Here is a 16990-nt window from a genome sequence, read left to right as displayed (position 1 = left end):
CAGTTCGCCGAGGAGGTGGTTGAAGCGGGCCAGGTCGCTGTTCTTCTGTTCGAGTTCACGATTGCGTTCATCGAGGCTGGCAAGGATCATATTACGCGACGTCGTAAGTTCGTTCAGCACCAGAGCCTGCTCGACGGTGGAGCGGAGAAGGCCGGTATGAACCGGCTTGTTGAGGTAGCGATAGACTTCACCCCGGTTGATCGCATCGAGCAGCACCTCTTCGGTGGTGTGGGCGGTGATCAGGATGCGCACCATGTCAGGGTGCGAGCGGCGGGTGCGTTCGAAGAAGTCGATGCCGTTCAGATCCGGAAGTTTGTAATCGACGATGGCGACCTTGAAGGTGCGGAGCTCGAGGGCGTCGAAGGCCGTCTCAGCGCTCTCAAAGGCGGTTACCTGAAAGCCGTCCTGCTGGAAGAGCGCGGACATGAGCCGGCGGAAGACGGCGTCATCATCGACGAGCAATAGTGAGGGAACGGGATTCGTGACAGTCATCGGTAACCTCCCGAAGGATTGACTATGGGACCTGGTTTGACTGGAAACTCAGGGGTAAGTTTCAACCCGTCATCCGGAATCTCTATCACTTAGCGGTATCGACGGACTCGATGCGGTTGAAGTATTCGCGGATGAGCCGCCGATAGTCGTGCGTATAGCCCTCTTGAAGTGCGCGCATTAGGTCTCGTCGCAGACGGTCGCGATCGGTATCCAGTGTGAGCGGTGCTGGCGGACGCCGCGCCATCCGGGTCGCGACCTTGCTCTCGCGCTTCTTTGAGTATTCCTGCTCGCGCGCCGAACGGGTTGCATCGAGCAGCCTGTTCACGATTTGACGCTGAAGGCGCTGGGTGCGCTCGTCGAGACGGGCTTGCTCGAGGTCTTCGGCCACTTCACCCATCGATCCGGCGATGCCTTCAAGATCGCCGAGGATGTCGCTCATACCTTTCGCTTCGCCGGCGGCTTCCTGCATCGCCTGTTGAAGTGCGCGCTGCTGCGCAGCCATCCGGGCCATGTCGCCCGGCGATGGCATCGACGAAGATCCGCCCGGGCCGGGCATCGGCATCGACTGCTCGTTCAGTCCCTGTTGCTGGGATGCCATTTGTGAGAGGCGCTCCATCATCTCCTCGAACCCGCTCGACGACTCCGAGCCTTGGAGTTGCGAGAGGATCGCCAGGAGTTCGTTTGCGCTGCGGTTGATTTCGCCAACGGCTTTCTTCTGAGGCGCAGTTGCCTGATGGGGATTGCGGTCGGTGTAAGCCTCCAACGTTCGGTCGAGTTCTTCGAGGCTGCGTCCGAGCGCGGCACCTAATTCGGGGGTGATGAAGAACGTCTCGCGCGAGAGGTCGAAGGTTCGCCCGGTAACGCGGGCGAGAGCCGACCTAAGGTCCGACTGCCGGCCGGTCAGTTCACGGTGCCGTGGCGACTGGTGGCCGAGGCGGCGGCTCTCCTCCATCAACTCTTCCTGCCCTTCTGACACCATCAGCAACTCCTCCACCAGGCGGCGCAGTTTTCGTGCCAGGTCCTGCTTGCGGCGCTCCTTCAATTCCCGCGCAATGCGCCCCAGATCGGTCTCCATTTCGGTCAGTTGACGCGCAGACGTCCGCCCTTTTTCGCCAGCCTTTTTGAGATCTCCCGCTGCCGCGTCGCGCCCGGTCTGTCGCATCTGTTCCGGCATTTCATTGGTCTCGGTTCTGCTCGCAAGTTCTCCGAGATCTTGTGCAGTCTTCGTTTCGCCCGACTCATCTGCCAATTGGCCGCTCTGCTTGATCTCCTCAATGAGCGACGACATCGCCTGCGCCATCATTTCCTGCGCAACGGCAAGGTCGGAAGTCTCGCTGCGATCCATCCGGTCGAGGGCTTCCTCCTGGGCGTGACGCAATTCACCAGCCCGACGGGCAAGTTCGTCGAGTTTACGCTCAAGTTGCAGTTGCTTCAGGATGTTCATACTCCGCTCGAGATTGCGGAGAAATTGTTCGCGGTCCATATCGAACTGCTCGAGGGCCTGCCGGATTTGATCGGGGTCCTGGGATGCGAGCGAGGCTTGCAGACGCTCCATCGCCGCTTTAAGTTCGGGCGTAGCGACCTCGCGCAATAACTCCTGAAGTTGCTGATACTTCTCCAGCGTTTCGGCGGTCAGGAGGTCGTGCTTTTCGAGTTGCTCGACCATTTTATCGAGCGTCTTACGCACCTCGTCGAGGCGTTGGTTCAACTCCTGCTGACGGCCGAGCGCCTCCTCCATTTCTTTACGACGCTGCCAGTCGGTTTCGGGGTTGCGCTTTAGTTCTTCGGCAATGCGGTTCATCTCGTCGCGAAGTTCCCTGGCGGCTTCGATGGTGCGCTGCGACTCTTCGAAGGCTTGATGCTCGGACTGATCGACGCCGGCGATGATCTCCTCGAGGGTCGGCAGCCGCACCAGACGCGACTCGGACCAGGCGCGTTTGGGGCCGCTGATGTTATCGTTGTCGGCAGCCATCGCGCGGTATTCGATGACGTCACCCGGCACCAGTCCGAGCGCTCCCAATTCCCAATTGTATTCGGCGACTGCCGAGCGGTCTTCGACTGTGCGGAAGGGTATCTCCCGTCCGATAATTGTGGAGTCCCCGACATGGTGATATTCGAGCGCGATGCGGGAGATGCCAAAGTCGTCGTCCGCTTCGATGCGCAGCGGAAGGACCATGTCGTCGCCAAGGACAATGTCAGCATCGGGAAAGGCAATGCGTGCCGCCGGCGGCTCGTCGGCGAGCAGCCGGATGTGATAAGCCACCGGGTCTTTATCGTAGTGTCCATCGCTGTCGCGCAGGCGGATTTGATAGGTGCCGCCCGAACGGACCGGGAGTTCGAGTAGAGCGGTCGAGCCTTTTACCTTTAAGGGAAGACTGTCCAAACTGCCAGCTTCGCGATCAGTGCGCTGCAGTATCATCCAGGCGGATGCGAGAGACTTATTGGCTGCGATCTCAAGGCGGAGGTTCGAGCCGGACAAGGCTTCGATATCGCCGTTGTTCTCCCGACCGGTCGAACTTGGTAGCCGGGAATAAGCCGGGGGGGATACCTTTGCCATCAGGTTGACGATCTGCGGCCGCTGGATCACCTCAAGTCGCTGCGACGGAGTCGCAACCTCTCCGGCTTCTACCCAGTAGTTGACCGACGAAGCAAATCCATCGAGAGTGACTTGACCGTGATGAACCGAAGATTCGGGATCGCTACGGATTGTATCCGGATCAAGGTGCACGGCCAGATTCTGGACAGCGCCGCCGGGCAAATGGTAGCGAAAGGCAACCTCACGGGGAGATACCCCGATGGCTCGCACGTCGAATCGAACTGGCTCACCGCGATAGGCGACCGCATCGAGGGGCTCAACCTCAAGCGCGAAGGCGGGGGGCTTCGTGAACTCTCGGGCCGGTTGAAACAGCCGCGAAGCCGCCGGCAGCAGCGTCCCCGGCAGGAGTGCAAATGCCAGAACGCCGGTCAGGAGGCTGAATGCGGCTGTCCTCAAAGAACGTCGGTAGGGCCCGGCTTCGACAACTTCACGATCAGAAAGCGGCGGAATCCGGGCGACGGCCAGGTGAAGCGCATGGTCGGCGAGGTCGTCCGACTGGGTATCGCGACCGACGGAGCGAGGCTGATTGACCTCGAGGGAATTGAGCAGTCGGTCGCGATACTCGATTCCGGAACGTTCCCCCAGTCGAAGCGCCCAAAAGCGGTCCGAAGGCCGCCCCGGCCGCAGATAAGGGTTGCGTTGAGCGGGGATGAAACGGGTAAAGAAGGTCGCTACCGGGAGGATAACAAGTGCAACAAGCAACAGCCAGCGTCCCGGCGGCGGGAGCAGCAAGACCGCTTCGGCAATCGCACCGGCAAGCCCCGCAAGGATTAGAGCACTGGCTCCCCGGATCAGTGCCGACCGCATCTCCAATCCCGATTGCATGCGTCTCAAACGCGTCAGCCGGGCTTCTGCTGCGGACAAATCCGACAACTTGTTCACAATCCTCCGCGCAGACGCCAGACGACGATGTTGGCACCCATTCGTAGTGCGGCCAGACGTTTTTCCGCTGGATCGTTGTGCACGTCGGGGTCTTCCCAGCCGTCACCGAGATCGGCCTGATAGGAATAGAAGGCGACAAGCCGCCCGTGGAGGGAGTAGCCAAGTCCTTGGGCGGGCTTACCGTCGTGTTCGTGAATCTTGGGCAAACCTTCGGGCAGACTAAAGTGGCTGTGGTAGATCGGATGCGTCCAGGGCAGTTCAACCGGTTCTACGCCCGGCAGGACGCGCTTCATTTCACGACGAAAGGAGGCATCCATTCCGTAGTTGTCGTCCGCCAGAAGGAATCCGCCGGTCTCGAGATAATGCCGCAGGGATTCGACATCGCGTTCGGAAAAACGGATGTTTCCGTGACCGTTCATATAAACAAAAGGTAAAGCGCTCAGTTTGGGGCTGGATGGCTCGACGACGGCTTCCTCGACCGCGGCGTCGATGCCGCATTCGGCGCGCAGAAAGGTGTGCAGATTGGGGATCGAGGAGGGATTGGAATACCAATCGCCACCGCCATCATACTTGAGTCGGGCGATCTGAAAGAGGTCTTCGCCGGCGATCCCATTGGCGGCGAACGTCAGAACCGGAACGACCGAAGCGAGCAGAACAACGGCCATTCCGGCCAATTTCGCCGCACGAGCAATGCGGCGCGCCGGGGGGTTGAGTCTCCCCGGCGCGCCGAAAGTCAATCCCGTTCCCGGGATGTCAATCCGAGACCTCATACGAGGCGCCTTTGCGGGTGCGGGTGCGCTTCTTTTTACGCACTTTTTCGCCGGTCTCACTGTCCTGTGAATAGTAGTATTGATACCCGCTATAATAGTAGCCGTAGGGGTTATGGCGTTGATAGATATAATAATATCCATAGCCATAGCGAAAGGTGGCATGATTGACGATGACGCCGATGATTTCGGCATCGATTCTCTTGCAGAGGGAAAGGCTGTGCTCGATGACGTTAAGTTTGGTTGATTCGGCCCGGACGACGAGAATCATCCCGCCGACCATCAACGCCAGATGCCGCGAGTCCATACAGGGGGTGATCGGCGGCGTATCGATCAAGATGAGGTCGAACCGGCTCTCAAATTCGCTCATAACGCTCTTCATGGTATTCGAAGAGAGTAATTCAGCCGGATTGCCGACCTTTTGACCGGCGGTGATAATGCTTAGGCTGTTCAGGTTTGGATGCTGGCGAACGATGGCATCCATGGAACTGGTTCCCAGTAGCAGGTCAGCTAGTCCGGGTCCGCGCTCGACACCCAGCAATTTGTGCTGGCTGGCGCGTCTTAGGTCGGCATCGACGAGCAGCGTTCTGGTCCCGCCCTGGGCGAAGGAAACGGCAAGATTGTAAGAAGTCAGCGACTTGCCATCACCTGAAACCGGGCTCGAAATAATGAACGTCTTGCGACTGCGATCCCGGGCGGAAAAGAGTATCGCGGTCTTGATCGAGCGATATGCTTCGGCAACCGGGGAAGACTCGGAGTAAAAATCGAGGTGGGTGATTTTGTGCTGCCCGTTCAGATTGGGATTTTCGTCCCGCGAACGCGGCGAGCGTTTCCGCCGCGAAAACGCCGATCCCGCCGATAGCACCGGCACCGACCCATAGACCGGCAGCCCAAAACGATTCTGCATATCCTTCTCGCCCTGGATCGTATTGTCGAACAGATCGACGGCATACGACAACATTACACCAATAAACAGGGCAAAGAAGAATGAAGCCAGAAGTTTCATCCCACGCTTTTGGTTCACCGGCGACGTAGGACGCACCGGCGGGTCAATTATCTTTACGCCTCCGCTCTCCGAAGCCATCTTAATGCGCAACTGCTCACGCTGCTCGACGAGAATGTCAATAGTTTTCTGCATCACATTCTTGGACCGCGTCATATTGAGATATTCGAGAATATCTCCCGACATATTAGGATGCGCCTGAAGAAATCTCATTATCGCCTGGTCAAAGTAGTCGCGCCTGGTCTGCGCCGTCTCGTAGTCAAGAAGCCATTTATCGAGAGATGCTTCGAGGGCGGATAGTGAAACCTGCTTGGTTCGCTCCACAACTTCCGCACCCTGAACCCGGGTCAGCGTCCCGGTCATTTCCGCGAGTATCTGACGACGCTCTTCCTGAAGTTGCTGAACTTCTGTGGAGTCTCGCACATCGATAGCCTGACTCAGCGCACGCTCCAGGTCACGAAAACGCTGACGTAGCGCTTCGACCTGAACTTCTGATTGTCCGACTTCGCTTCCTTTCAGGTAATCATCGAGGCGAACGGAGAGCTGACTCGAGTAGGACTCGATCTGCATCCGGGCAAGTTCGAGCGACGCTTCGGCGTCCGCCAGGGACTTTTCCAGAGTGCGAAGTTCACCGTCGATACCGGCTGCTACATCACTCAGATTCAACCCGCGATCGCGCAGAAAGTTCTGTATTTCGTTCTCGGTAGCCCCCAACTGATCGCCCAATTGCACCAACTGACTTTCGATGAACTTCACGACCGAGGCTTGATCGCTGCGCCTGAGTTCGGTGCTAATTTCTTGAAAACTGGCGAGCGCCTGGGAGCAAATCAACTCCGCAAATTCGGGGGTTTGCGAAGTTGCGCTGATGTTAAGGAAGCCTTGCGCCGATCGTGTCTTTCGCTCAAAGGATATGGCGCCGGAGGAGATTACGCTGGAGAGCGAATCGCGATCGAGCCAGGGATTCAAATTGGCGATTTTCTGGGCGACGCTTCGCTTGAAAGTGGTACTCTGTAGTATTGAAGTGTAATACTCCTCCTCCGCGCCGCTGGAGCCGATCGGCAAGTCCTGCATAATAAGCGATCGCGGGGAGCTGACCGAGGTTGAGACGATGGACGAGGAGCGATAGACCGGAACCTGACTGAAGAGATAGAACAGCACCGGGACGAACAGCATAAAGGTCGAAATGACGACCAGCCAGGGTCGCTTCAGGCCGGCGAGAGCGAGATTCAGGAGCGGCCCTGAGGAGGGGTCGCGGGGGCGCGATTCAGGGTAGGTTGCTTCGTCGTAATAAGACGATTCTATGGTCTCATTGGGCATATGTTCAGTTCCTAATAAAGACGTGACAGAATAACCGCGGAACTGAGAAGGAGCGTCAAGTCCCGAACTAAAAGAATCCAAAATCGGGTGCTTCTCCATTCCGCTTCTTCAGGAACCACGATAGTGTCGCCCGGTAAGACCAACGGTATGGCGTCGATACGACCATCGTTGATGTAGTCCTGGATGTCGATGGTCTGTTCGATTCTCTGACCCTTCACCCGGGATATATGTTTCACCCGACTGCGATCCGAGTTGGCAGCGAAGCCGCCGGATCGATTGATAGCGTCAAGCACGTTTTCTCCGTGACGCGGCGCATAGGCAAGCGGCGACTGCACCATACCCAGCACCCGAACTTTGGTGGCATCCGATAAATTGGGTTGGACGATGATGTCGCCGTCGATGATTTCCGGTGCCAGACGCAGCGAATCGTGTTCAAAATAGTGGCTCAGATCGACAGGAATGTCGATCCTCTGGTCGTCGATGATGCGAAGTATGCGCACCTCGCCGCCTTCGGACTCCGGCAGAGGTCCGCCCGCCATACGCAAGGCTTGCTGAAGGTTTAGCGGCGCCTCGGACTCATACTTGCCGGGCGAATGCACCGCGCCATAGACCTGAAAGCGCACTAACTTCTGTTCCGACAGCACTATGAAGACTTCGGGTTCGCGCTCGTACCGGAGCAGTATCGGAAGCAACAGGGCACGCACTTCGGAGACGGTTAGTCCTCCCAGCGGTACTCCGGCGAGCAGTGGATACTCGGTCGTTCCGTCCTGTCGCACCAGAACCGATTGCGAGAACTCCGGGTGATCCGCGACTGTGATCTTCATCATCTGGCCCGGAGTAACCTTCGGCGTAGCCGCAAAGAGCGGAACAATTGTTAGCAGCGCCAGCAGAATGATCCCGATGACCCGCGTCCGGTTCCGGAAAGCACGATCTATGTGACGGCTTGGCATGCCTCCCAAGATAGACCTATCATTGAAGTTGATTGTGACGGAGCGCACCCTCTAACAGACGCTCGACAACACTATCTGCTCACCAGCCAGTTCAGGTGCCCGGACCAGTGAATCGCAGCCAGTGCAAGCAAGGCCGTGGTTAGAAGATAAGGTGCAAGTGTCCGAATGACGTCGGTTAGCCGGTCGGCACCGGCGACCTGGACCGCAAAACGAGCGTTGATTGCGCCGGGGGGCAAAAGGTCGCCCAGTCCGGCAAGGACCGTCAGGCCGGCACAAATGACGATCTCACTGCCGCTGCCCAGAAACGAGAGCAGAAACGGCACCCCGAAGACCATCGAAGAGGCAAAGGCCGATATCCCTCCGAAGAAGGGCAGCGCAACCGCCAACCCTGCATACTTAAGACCTGCCGGCAGCCCCAGCACGGCGACTACCAATTCGCCGCGAGCACCGGTCAGAGTCATCACCTGCAGGAAGGCACCGACACCGGCAAGGAGTCCGAGTACCGGCAGACTCATTCGCAGTGAGTCATAGAGGGATCGGCCGACGCCCGCGAATCCGTTCAACATCAGGGCTGCGATAATGCCAGCCATAAAGATAGTCGGAATGCCAACATCGGGGATTTGCCCCGGCATCAACCGTATGGCTATCATAAGGCCGAGCACCAGCCCCAACGGCAGAAACGGGAGCCGGGTCTTCCTCTTGCTATCCCCGGGAAGAGCATTCACCGCGGAGGCGATGTCCGCCTTTTTCAAGGCTTTATAACCCATTAGGATCGTCCCGGCAAGCGCCGGTGGCAGCGAAATAGTCAGCAACGGCCATGCAAACCCTATGTAGGGCATATCGACGCCCTGACCGATCACCATCGCCAGGAGGTTGATCGGCGGAGCCAGCATGCCCATAACGCTGACGAATCCAATCAGCGCCGCGGTCTTGGTCCGCGATAAGCCCGAGGCGATCAAGGGCGGTGCCATCAGTGCACCGGTGGTGAGCACCGACGTCGTCGAGATGCCGGTCAGCATCGCCGGGAACATTATAAAGAGCGTCATCACTACCACCAAAAGCGCCGGACTGCGCCCAAAGGTGCTGAGAAACCAGACTGCCAACCGCCGTAGCGAACCGTCCGCCTCGATCACCTTCATAAAGAACATTGCACTGAAGATGATCATCATCGGATCGAAGTAGGTAAACGCACCTTCGACAAGGTGCCGAAGCGGGATCCCCATCCCCGAAACGGGAAGCCCGACAGCGGCAGCGACAAGAAGCGCAACTCCGATGGGCAAACGTCGCCAGAAGAGACCGGCGAAGAAGACCCCCAACATGATCGCGAAAAGTGCGAGGCCGCCCGGATGATTCACGCGCCGGCCTGCGGGACGGTTTTACCTACTCTCACTCGAAGGTCGTCAAAGTCCACGCGCCGCGCCGCCCCGACGACGATCCGCTGCCCCGAATAGCATGCCACTAACTGGATCGATCCAAATGCCGTGCGCACCGCCGAAATAGAGGTGAAAGGGCGGAGCGGTTTGAACCTGATAGCCGAGCCGCTTTAACGCTGTAAGACGACGCGGATCGCGGCGATTTTCCAGGACGATTTGATGGTGAACGGCGTTGAAGCGCGGCGCGTCTATCGCCTGCGAAATCCCCATCTCAAAGTCGAAGAGGTTGACCGTCAACTGCATCATCGTCGGGACAATGCGGGCTCCGCCCGGCGTGCCAAGCGCCAGGATCGGCCGACCATTGCGCAGCGCGATGAGCGGCGCCATATTCGACCGGGGCCGGCGACGAGGTGCGACCAGGTTGTTCGAGTCGGGCGGGGCACTGAAATCGGCCATCTGATTGTTCAACAGGAGCCCGGTCTCGCCCGCCATTACGCCAGCGCCAAAGAAGTAATTGATCGACTGCGTCAACGACACAACATTGCCATGACGGTCTACGACGACCAAATGCGTCGTGTTGCCCGGCGTTGACAGGTCGATCGGGATGGCGGTCCGGGCGCCGGGTGTGGACTTAGGCTCAATTCCTGCAGTAGCCTTGCGGATCCGTTCCGGATCGAGAAGTTTCGCGCCGGTCATAGTACCGGGGAAGTCGTCGCCCCAAAATGCCGCGTCGGCGTTGGTTTGCTGCAACGCCTGAGCCATCTGATGGGTCGTCCAAGGGGCATCGAAGCCGTCCCGGGTAGCGTCGGTCGCTTCGATCAGGGCAAGGCCTTCGAGGAGCGCTGCACCGCCGCTGGCAGGAGGCGGTGCGGTCAATAGTTCTACGTCGCGGAACTTCCCTATTAGCGGATCCACCACGTCGCAACGGTAATACTCAAGATCTTCGGCTGTTAGAAAGCCGCCCTTTTGCTGCACTGCCGATACGACGGCTTCGGCTATCGGACCGCGGTAGAACGATCCGAGTCCTTTGCGAGTTAGTGATTCCAAAGTCGCAGCCAGAGCCGGCTGACGAAGTGTATCGCCCGGCTCCATGGGGAGACCGTCCTTGAGGAATACCTCTCTTAGGAGCGAATCGCTCGACAAAAGGGTGAAATAGTCCTTGGTCAATTGCGCCAGTGTCGGATCGACCGGGAATCCGTCGCGAGCCGTCCGGACCGACTGATCCGCCAGTTTCTCGAGCGGCATCGTAGCCCATCGGCTGTGCAGTTCAGCCCAACCGGCCGGCGCACCGGGAACCGCCACCGACGCTCCGCCGCCGCGTAACCGGTGCAGGCTATCGGCAGGGTCGTAGTAGATCGCAGGATCGGCCTGCCGGGGAGCCCGTTCGCGATAGACGACAATCCGGGCTTCTCCATCCGACATGCGAACCAGACCAAAGCCGCCTCCGCCGAGGCCCGAAGCGTGAGGCTCAACGACATTCAGCATAAAAAGCGCAGCCAGGGCCGCATCGACGGCGTTGCCGCCTTGGCGGATGATTTCAACCCCGGCTTCGGCCGCCAGCGGATGCGCTGCGACGACCATTCCTTCCGATGACTCAACAGCCGGAGGTGCCACCACCGGCGGCGATACCTTCCACTTCGGAGCACAGCCGGCAAGGAGTATCAACCCCGATAGTATCGACAGCCAGGTGCTCTCACGGAGGCGCAAGGCCGACTGATCGGTGAATTCTATCGAGCGCATAGCGTCTTAATATAGGGACTCTGCATCCAATACTCAAGTTCCCTGGCTGGCACAATTAGCGTAGCGATGCTTTTCTACTTGGGGATATAGATTAGGCGAAGAACCCGGCAACTTGCGCTTGGGCTTCCTGCCAACCTATTTTAATTAGTTCCATAGGTCAATGCGGATTCGACACGCAACTTGAACATCATCATCCACCAAATCGTCTTCTGGCTGCATTGGGGGATCGTGCTCCTGATGGCGGCCGGGCTTGCGGTCATGCTCTTCCAGGAGACCGATCGCGGCGTCAGAATGACCGCTGCGATGTTGCTCGTGCCTGTCGTTTTAAGGCTGCTTCTGATCAAGTAGTCAAAAGGTCACTGTTATCTTGTCTTGCAACGGGCATTACAGTCTAACCGTGTAGTTTCATTAACATTATCATTAACATTATATTACAATGACTGGCAAACGAATCGCCCTGCTGGTCGAAGCCGATTATCAAGACCTCGAAGTGCATTATCCCCGTCTTCGACTGATCGAGGAAGGCGACACGGTCCTGGTAGTTGGCACCGGCTCGGCTAAACGCTACCTTGGCAAGTATGGCTACCCGATCGACGTCGATCTCGATGCCGGAGTAGTGATCGCCGAGGATTACGACGGACTTATCATTCCGGGCGGCTGGGCGCCGGACAAGTTGCGAATGTCGGAGCCGGTGCTCCAACTGGTGCGCGGGATGATGTCAGCCGGAAGGACCGTCGGCTGCATCTGCCACGGCGGCTGGGTGCTGGCATCGGCGGACGTGGTGCGGGGGCGAATGGTTACCTCCTATGCCGCAATCAAGGACGACTTGATTCACGCTGGAGCCGACTGGAGCGACGCCGAGGTCGTCGTTGACGGCAACCTGATCACCTCCCGCAAACCGGACGACCTTCCCGCCTTCATGCGCGCCGTTATCTCCCATCTAAAACGCTGAACCTGCTGCTAACTTTCCTTGCCATTCTTACCGGGCTTCTCCTGGTCATTCTCCTGCCCCGCCTTAAATTCGGCGGATGGGTCGAAGACGGAGCGGGCTATGTGCATTTGAGTCATCTGCTCCTGAGCATCGGGTGGGATATTGCCGGGAAGCGACTGGCGATTCGGGTGCTCTTCATGACCATTCATCCGAGATTATCCCGTCTGGAATCCGAGCCGAAGCGTGAGCGACCAGCGGAGAAGCCTATGGCCGGTCGGAGAGGGTCGTGGAGTCTGATGCGACGTCATCGGATGCTGGTCAAGCGGGTCGTCAAGCGTATAACTCGGATGACTTGCCGCCTTCTACGCGCTGGACGAATCGATCGGGTGGACGGGCAAATTACGCTTGCGACGCCGGATCCGTTCTGGACCGCGGTCATCTACGGCGCCTTGCAGCCGCTCCGTATGCTGCACCAGCCGCCTCGACGCAATGTCTCGATTGGCGCCGACTTCGTTGCTGAGACGACCCGCTACCGCGCCGCATGGCAGTTATCGGCGTGTCCGTTACGGATGCTTTGGATCGTTTTTACGACACTGGCCGGAATGCCGTGGCTCGCACTATGGCGGGCAGTGCGGGACGTATCATCAGGCAAGTCCGGTCATCTTCATTCTGGAATCATCTACTTCTAAACCCCTTATAAATGCGCTCCAATCAACGCACCATCAGGACTTCCGGCACTATCGCCGGTGTCGGACTGCATACTGGAAACACCTGCCGGCTCACCTTTGTGCCTGCGCCGGCAGACTACGGATTCAAATTCGTCCGGACTGACATCGAGCATGCGCCGGAAATTCCCGCACTCCTCGAGAACGTAACAGATGTGATGCGCGGGACGACGATAGGGCTGAACGGCGTTCAGGTGCACACTGTCGAACACGTGCTCTCGGCTCTGGCGGGTCTCGGCATCGACAACGTTCGTGTCGAACTGACCGCCGACGAGCCTCCGGTAATCGACGGTTCATCGCTGCCGTTCGTCGAAGTGCTCGAAAAGTGCGGCGTCGAAGAACAGGGAGAAGCGCGACGCATACTGGTGCTCGACGATGTGATCGCTTATCGCGACGCAGCCCGGGCTATCGACATCGTCGTCGTCCCGTCCGACCGGTTTCGCGTAACCTATATGATCGATTATCAGAATCCGGCACTCGGAACGCAATATACCTCGCTCTACGATCTTGAGTCGGAATACATCTCGGAGTTTTCCTCGGCACGGACGTTTGCATTTCTCTCCGAGATAAAGATGCTCTATGACGCCGGACTGATCCGGGGTGGATCGGTCGAGAACGCGCTTTGCATAGTCGATGTCGATTTGGAACGCGTCGAACTCGAAGACCTGAAGCGGCTGCTCGGCATCGCTCCGGATGTGAAAATTTCGCCCAAGGGAATAGTCGGCGAGAAAAACATTCGCTTCCCGAACGAGCCGGTCCGGCACAAAGTGCTCGACCTGATCGGCGATCTTGCGCTCCTGGGGATGCCGCTGCAGGCGCATGTTCTCTGCGCTCGAGCCGGGCACGGAGCGCATGTCGAACTGGTGAAACTGCTGCGCAAGGAGGCCGACAAGCAAGCCTTGCGGCGCAAGTATTCGTCCGGCAAGGGGGCCGAGAAGTGGGTCTTCGACGTTACCGCTATTCAGCGTATCCTGCCGCACCGGTTCCCCTTTCTGTTGGTGGACCGAATCGTCGAACTTACGCCGGGCGAACGGGTTACGGCAATCAAGAACGTCACCATCAACGAGCAGTTCTTTCAAGGCCACTTCCCGGAGCGGCCCATTATGCCGGGGGTGCTGGTCGTCGAAGCATTGGGTCAGGCAGGAGGGGTATTGCTTCTCAATACGGCTGCCAAACCAGACGAGAAACTGGTCTATTTCACCGGCCTGGATGGGGTGAAATTCAGAAAGCCCGTCGTGCCGGGAGATCAAGTGATATTAAAGGTCGAAATGCTGTTCTTCAAGCGCAATATCTGCCGCATGAAGGGCGAAGCCTACGTCGATGGTCAACTGGCCGCCGAGGCCGAAATGCAGGCGGTAGTGGTCGATAGATGAGGTATGGCGGTAGTAGGGAGTGGTGTGCAAAAGTGATGGCGCCAAGAGGCGGCTCTGATTCATCTGTCGTCCGCGTAGGGGCCGAAACCGCCGTAGGCGCTTCGTGCCCGTTTGCAGGGTGGCGGAATGGCTCGTATTTGCGGGCAGGTAATTTTGGGCGGGCTCGCAAAGACCCTTGACAGACGGATATCCATGTTGTAATATGCTAATAACTTGCGTCGGGCTACGGCTCGGGCTACGGCTCGGGCTAAACGTCAACCCAAAGTAAGGAGGACGCAATGTCCCACCGTTCGATCTTCGCGATCGCCGCTGTAGTGCTGCTGGCGGTCTTCAGCCTCATCGCAGCGCCGGGAGAGGCGTGGGCGGAAGAACATGTTGTCATCGTCACAGATGGAAACGACCCTCAACCGAATGTCGAGATTGTCTTCGTCATCAAGACCGGTCCCGGCGCCAATGATTGGACCTACTCCGATCCCATCCTCACGGATCCCGATGGACGAGCAACCTTCGAGGAGACTCCACATTCCACCGCAACCATCTGGAAGGTGATCCTCGATTCGCAAGAGACGCCTGTAGAACCTCCCCAATCGCCAGCAGTGGTCGAGTATCCGACGCTCGAACTCGAATGGGTGATTGAGTAATGAGTGCCGCTGCATTAGGTGATGGCGCACGATGTGCGCCATCACCTAGTACGCTCTGCGCGTTCTTTAACTCCAAGGGCAAGAAGTGAAGTCCGTCGCATCAAATGGCATTTTCTTGTCGGCATTCCTTATTGTTGCGAACGCCGTCGATACGTATTGTCAGCCCGGACTTGAGCTCACCGTAATATTTGACACCGGAATAAAGGAAGCCTTCACCCGCGTCATTCAGACGGATGACGGTGGCTATTCAATGTGCGGAGGCAGAAGTAGTGGTCCTGGACATGTATTTGTTCGCGGAGTTGACTGGCAAGACTCCTGGGTCATTAAGTGCGATAGTGAACTTAATATAATATGGATGCGTGATTTCGGTGTTCCAGATTTGCAGGATTGGTTTCAATATATGATACAAGCCGATAACGGGGATCTTGTGGCGGTTGGTTTTCGAGGCTCTGATGATAATGAACGACTCCGAGTATTGCGTATCAGTATCGAAGGAGAATTAATTTGGGATCGCATCTACGAGAGCGGTGAATATGGATACGCAATAATCGAATTGAAAGACGGCCGATTTGCAATGTGTGGACAATCACGTGATAGTGCCGGCATAATCTATATAATCGATGAGGATGGCGAAGAAGTTTGGCATGCAACTTACGATGCAAATCATATTGGTCATTTCCTCGGGATACGGGAGACTGATGGCGGGCTTGTTGCTGCAGGCTACAGACAGGCACAGGAAATCGGTTTGGCATTGGCAATGTGGGCGGTCAGGGTCGATTTTGAAGGCAATGTGGTTTGGAATACGCTGCATGGAATTAATGGTCGCACTTCGCTATGCTATGGCATAACCTCTTCCGAAGAAGGAGGTTTCCTTCTTTCAGGAAAGATAAACCTTGGTCCTACAGCCAGAGCGCTCGCAGTTGCTAAGATTTCCGCCGAAGGCGGTGTGGAATGGGATCGCGATTATGAACTCCCCCAGCCTCGTAACGGTTTTATGGCAGGCATGTTATATGCCTTCAATCATACCCGAATGCCAGATGGGGGCTATGCTATATGCGCAACTCAAGGATCAGATAACCGTCCATTTGTGACGCGCATCACCGCTCAAGGCCAAGTTCGTTGGCAGAATGTCATCGCCTTCAACGACCGCGATTTCACACCCCAGAATGTCAACTTTCTGCGTAGTATCATCGTCAACGACGAAGGCGCCCTGATCGCCGCGGGAGCGCTGACACAATTCTCCGAAAATCCACCAGACACAAACACTTCCGCCGTCGTCATCCGCATTGAGCCGGAGCAGGACGCGCCCATCGTTATCGAACACGAGCCGCAGGACTCCGTCCTCTTCGTTCTGACCGGAGATTCGATCCGCTTCCGGGTGGTAGCGCGCGACCAATGGCGGCGCGAGATATTCTACACCTGGCGCTTGGACGACCAGCGAGTGGGTAGCGACACCGCCATCACCATTACCTTCCCCGAACAAGGCACCTATCGAGTCCGGTGCGAAATCCGTAACGACGAGTTTGCAACGGCAGTGCTCTGGCGCGTCGAAACAACTGATCTTTTCATCGCCTCCCACACCCCCGACACCCTCTCCTTAACCCTCCAGCGCAACAGCGAAATCGACTTCGCCCTCGACTCAGTTGCCTACATCGGGGACTTGGAGAACCTTCGTTATGAGTGGATGATTTACGACTCCGCGGCGGTGAGGTGGGGGGAAGTGGGAGGGGATGACCGGATCGGAATCCGGTCCTACGCGTTCGACCGGACCGGCGGGTATGCCCTGAAGGCCAAGGTCTTCGATCTGAACGTCGATCCCGTGCCCGCCGACTCCGTCCAATGGGCAATTCAGGTGCGCGGAGTAATCCGGGCTTTCGAGCCGAATCTCGCTGAAATCTCCCTCGAGCCTCGTCAGGAAACGACCTTCGAACTGATCCCCTTCAATGCCAATAACGACTCGATTCAGTTCTGGTGGATGCTGAATGAAGCCGACACTATGTCCATCGAGTCCACTTTGTCCATTTCATTTCAAGACACGGGCAGATACATAGTAAGTGGGTATGCGCGGGAGCAGGTCGGCGAGGAGGCGTGGGAGGAGGACGTGCAAAGATGGGCGGTGAATGTGGGAATGCTGAGTGTGGATGATTTTGGGTTGGATTCCGGCTTTCGCCGGAATGATGATCCCCTCATGATCTCGATT

The 16990-nt window shown here is 57.6% G+C and carries 12 protein-coding genes; 5 read left to right on the top strand and 7 right to left on the bottom strand.

The genetic code is table 11. From position 1 onward, the window contains the following. The 7 genes from FJY67_07170 to ggt all read right to left on the bottom strand — a co-directional run. Positions 1–492: response regulator (locus tag FJY67_07170; GenBank protein MBM3329235.1), on the bottom strand; the 492-nt coding region annotated here is incomplete at its 3' end. A gap of 85 nt (positions 493–577) precedes the next feature. Next, positions 578–3922 (bottom strand): hypothetical protein, encoded by a 3345-nt coding sequence (locus tag FJY67_07165; GenBank protein MBM3329234.1) that lies wholly within the window; start codon positions 3920–3922, stop codon positions 578–580. 44 nt (positions 3923–3966) lie between these two features. After that, entirely contained in the window at positions 3967–4635 is a 669-nt protein-coding gene (locus tag FJY67_07160) for a DUF4159 domain-containing protein (protein MBM3329233.1), read from the bottom strand. An 88-nt stretch (positions 4636–4723) separates the two neighbouring features. After that, the gene (locus FJY67_07155; GenBank protein MBM3329232.1) at positions 4724–7156 is read right to left on the bottom strand and encodes a polysaccharide biosynthesis tyrosine autokinase; all 2433 of its coding nucleotides are present in this window, start codon (positions 7154–7156) and stop codon (positions 4724–4726) included. Further along, on the bottom strand, positions 7069–8007 hold the full coding sequence (locus FJY67_07150; GenBank protein ID MBM3329231.1) for a hypothetical protein: 939 nt from the start codon (positions 8005–8007) through the stop codon (positions 7069–7071). Before FJY67_07150 ends, FJY67_07155 begins: the two co-directional genes overlap by 88 nt. 71 nt (positions 8008–8078) lie before the next feature. Beyond that, positions 8079–9362 carry a TRAP transporter large permease subunit gene (locus FJY67_07145; protein ID MBM3329230.1) on the bottom strand — a complete coding sequence of 428 codons (1284 nt, stop codon included), beginning with the start codon at positions 9360–9362 and terminating at the stop codon, positions 8079–8081. A 45-nt stretch (positions 9363–9407) separates the two neighbouring features. Next, on the bottom strand, positions 9408–11120 hold the full coding sequence (gene ggt, locus FJY67_07140; GenBank protein ID MBM3329229.1) for a gamma-glutamyltransferase: 1713 nt from the start codon (positions 11118–11120) through the stop codon (positions 9408–9410). 430 nt (positions 11121–11550) lie between these two features. Between ggt and FJY67_07135 the strand changes: the two genes are divergently transcribed. The 5 genes from FJY67_07135 to FJY67_07115 all read left to right on the top strand — a co-directional run. Beyond that, complete coding sequence (locus tag FJY67_07135) at positions 11551–12072, top strand: type 1 glutamine amidotransferase (protein ID MBM3329228.1); 522 nt, start codon at positions 11551–11553, stop codon at positions 12070–12072. A 107-nt stretch (positions 12073–12179) separates the two neighbouring features. Next, positions 12180–12740: a hypothetical protein gene (locus tag FJY67_07130; protein ID MBM3329227.1), complete on the top strand. Its 561-nt coding sequence runs from the start codon at positions 12180–12182 to the stop codon at positions 12738–12740. Between the two features lie 11 nt (positions 12741–12751). After that, positions 12752–14149, top strand: coding sequence for a bifunctional UDP-3-O-[3-hydroxymyristoyl] N-acetylglucosamine deacetylase/3-hydroxyacyl-ACP dehydratase (locus FJY67_07125; GenBank protein MBM3329226.1), 1398 nt, complete (start codon positions 12752–12754; stop codon positions 14147–14149). Positions 14150–14427: 278 nt separating this feature from the next. After that, the gene (locus FJY67_07120; protein MBM3329225.1) at positions 14428–14790 is read left to right on the top strand and encodes a hypothetical protein; all 363 of its coding nucleotides are present in this window, start codon (positions 14428–14430) and stop codon (positions 14788–14790) included. A gap of 475 nt (positions 14791–15265) precedes the next feature. Then, the coding region (locus FJY67_07115) for a hypothetical protein (GenBank protein MBM3329224.1) at positions 15266–16990 on the top strand (1725 nt) is incomplete at its 3' end.

The sequence above is a fragment of the Calditrichota bacterium genome, assembly GCA_016867835.1.
In the GTDB taxonomy this organism is placed as follows: Bacteria; Electryoneota; AABM5-125-24; order Hatepunaeales; family Hatepunaeaceae; genus VGIQ01.
The sequence above is the reverse complement of the archived record's forward strand: the minus strand, read 5'-3'. Positions and strand labels throughout refer to the sequence as shown.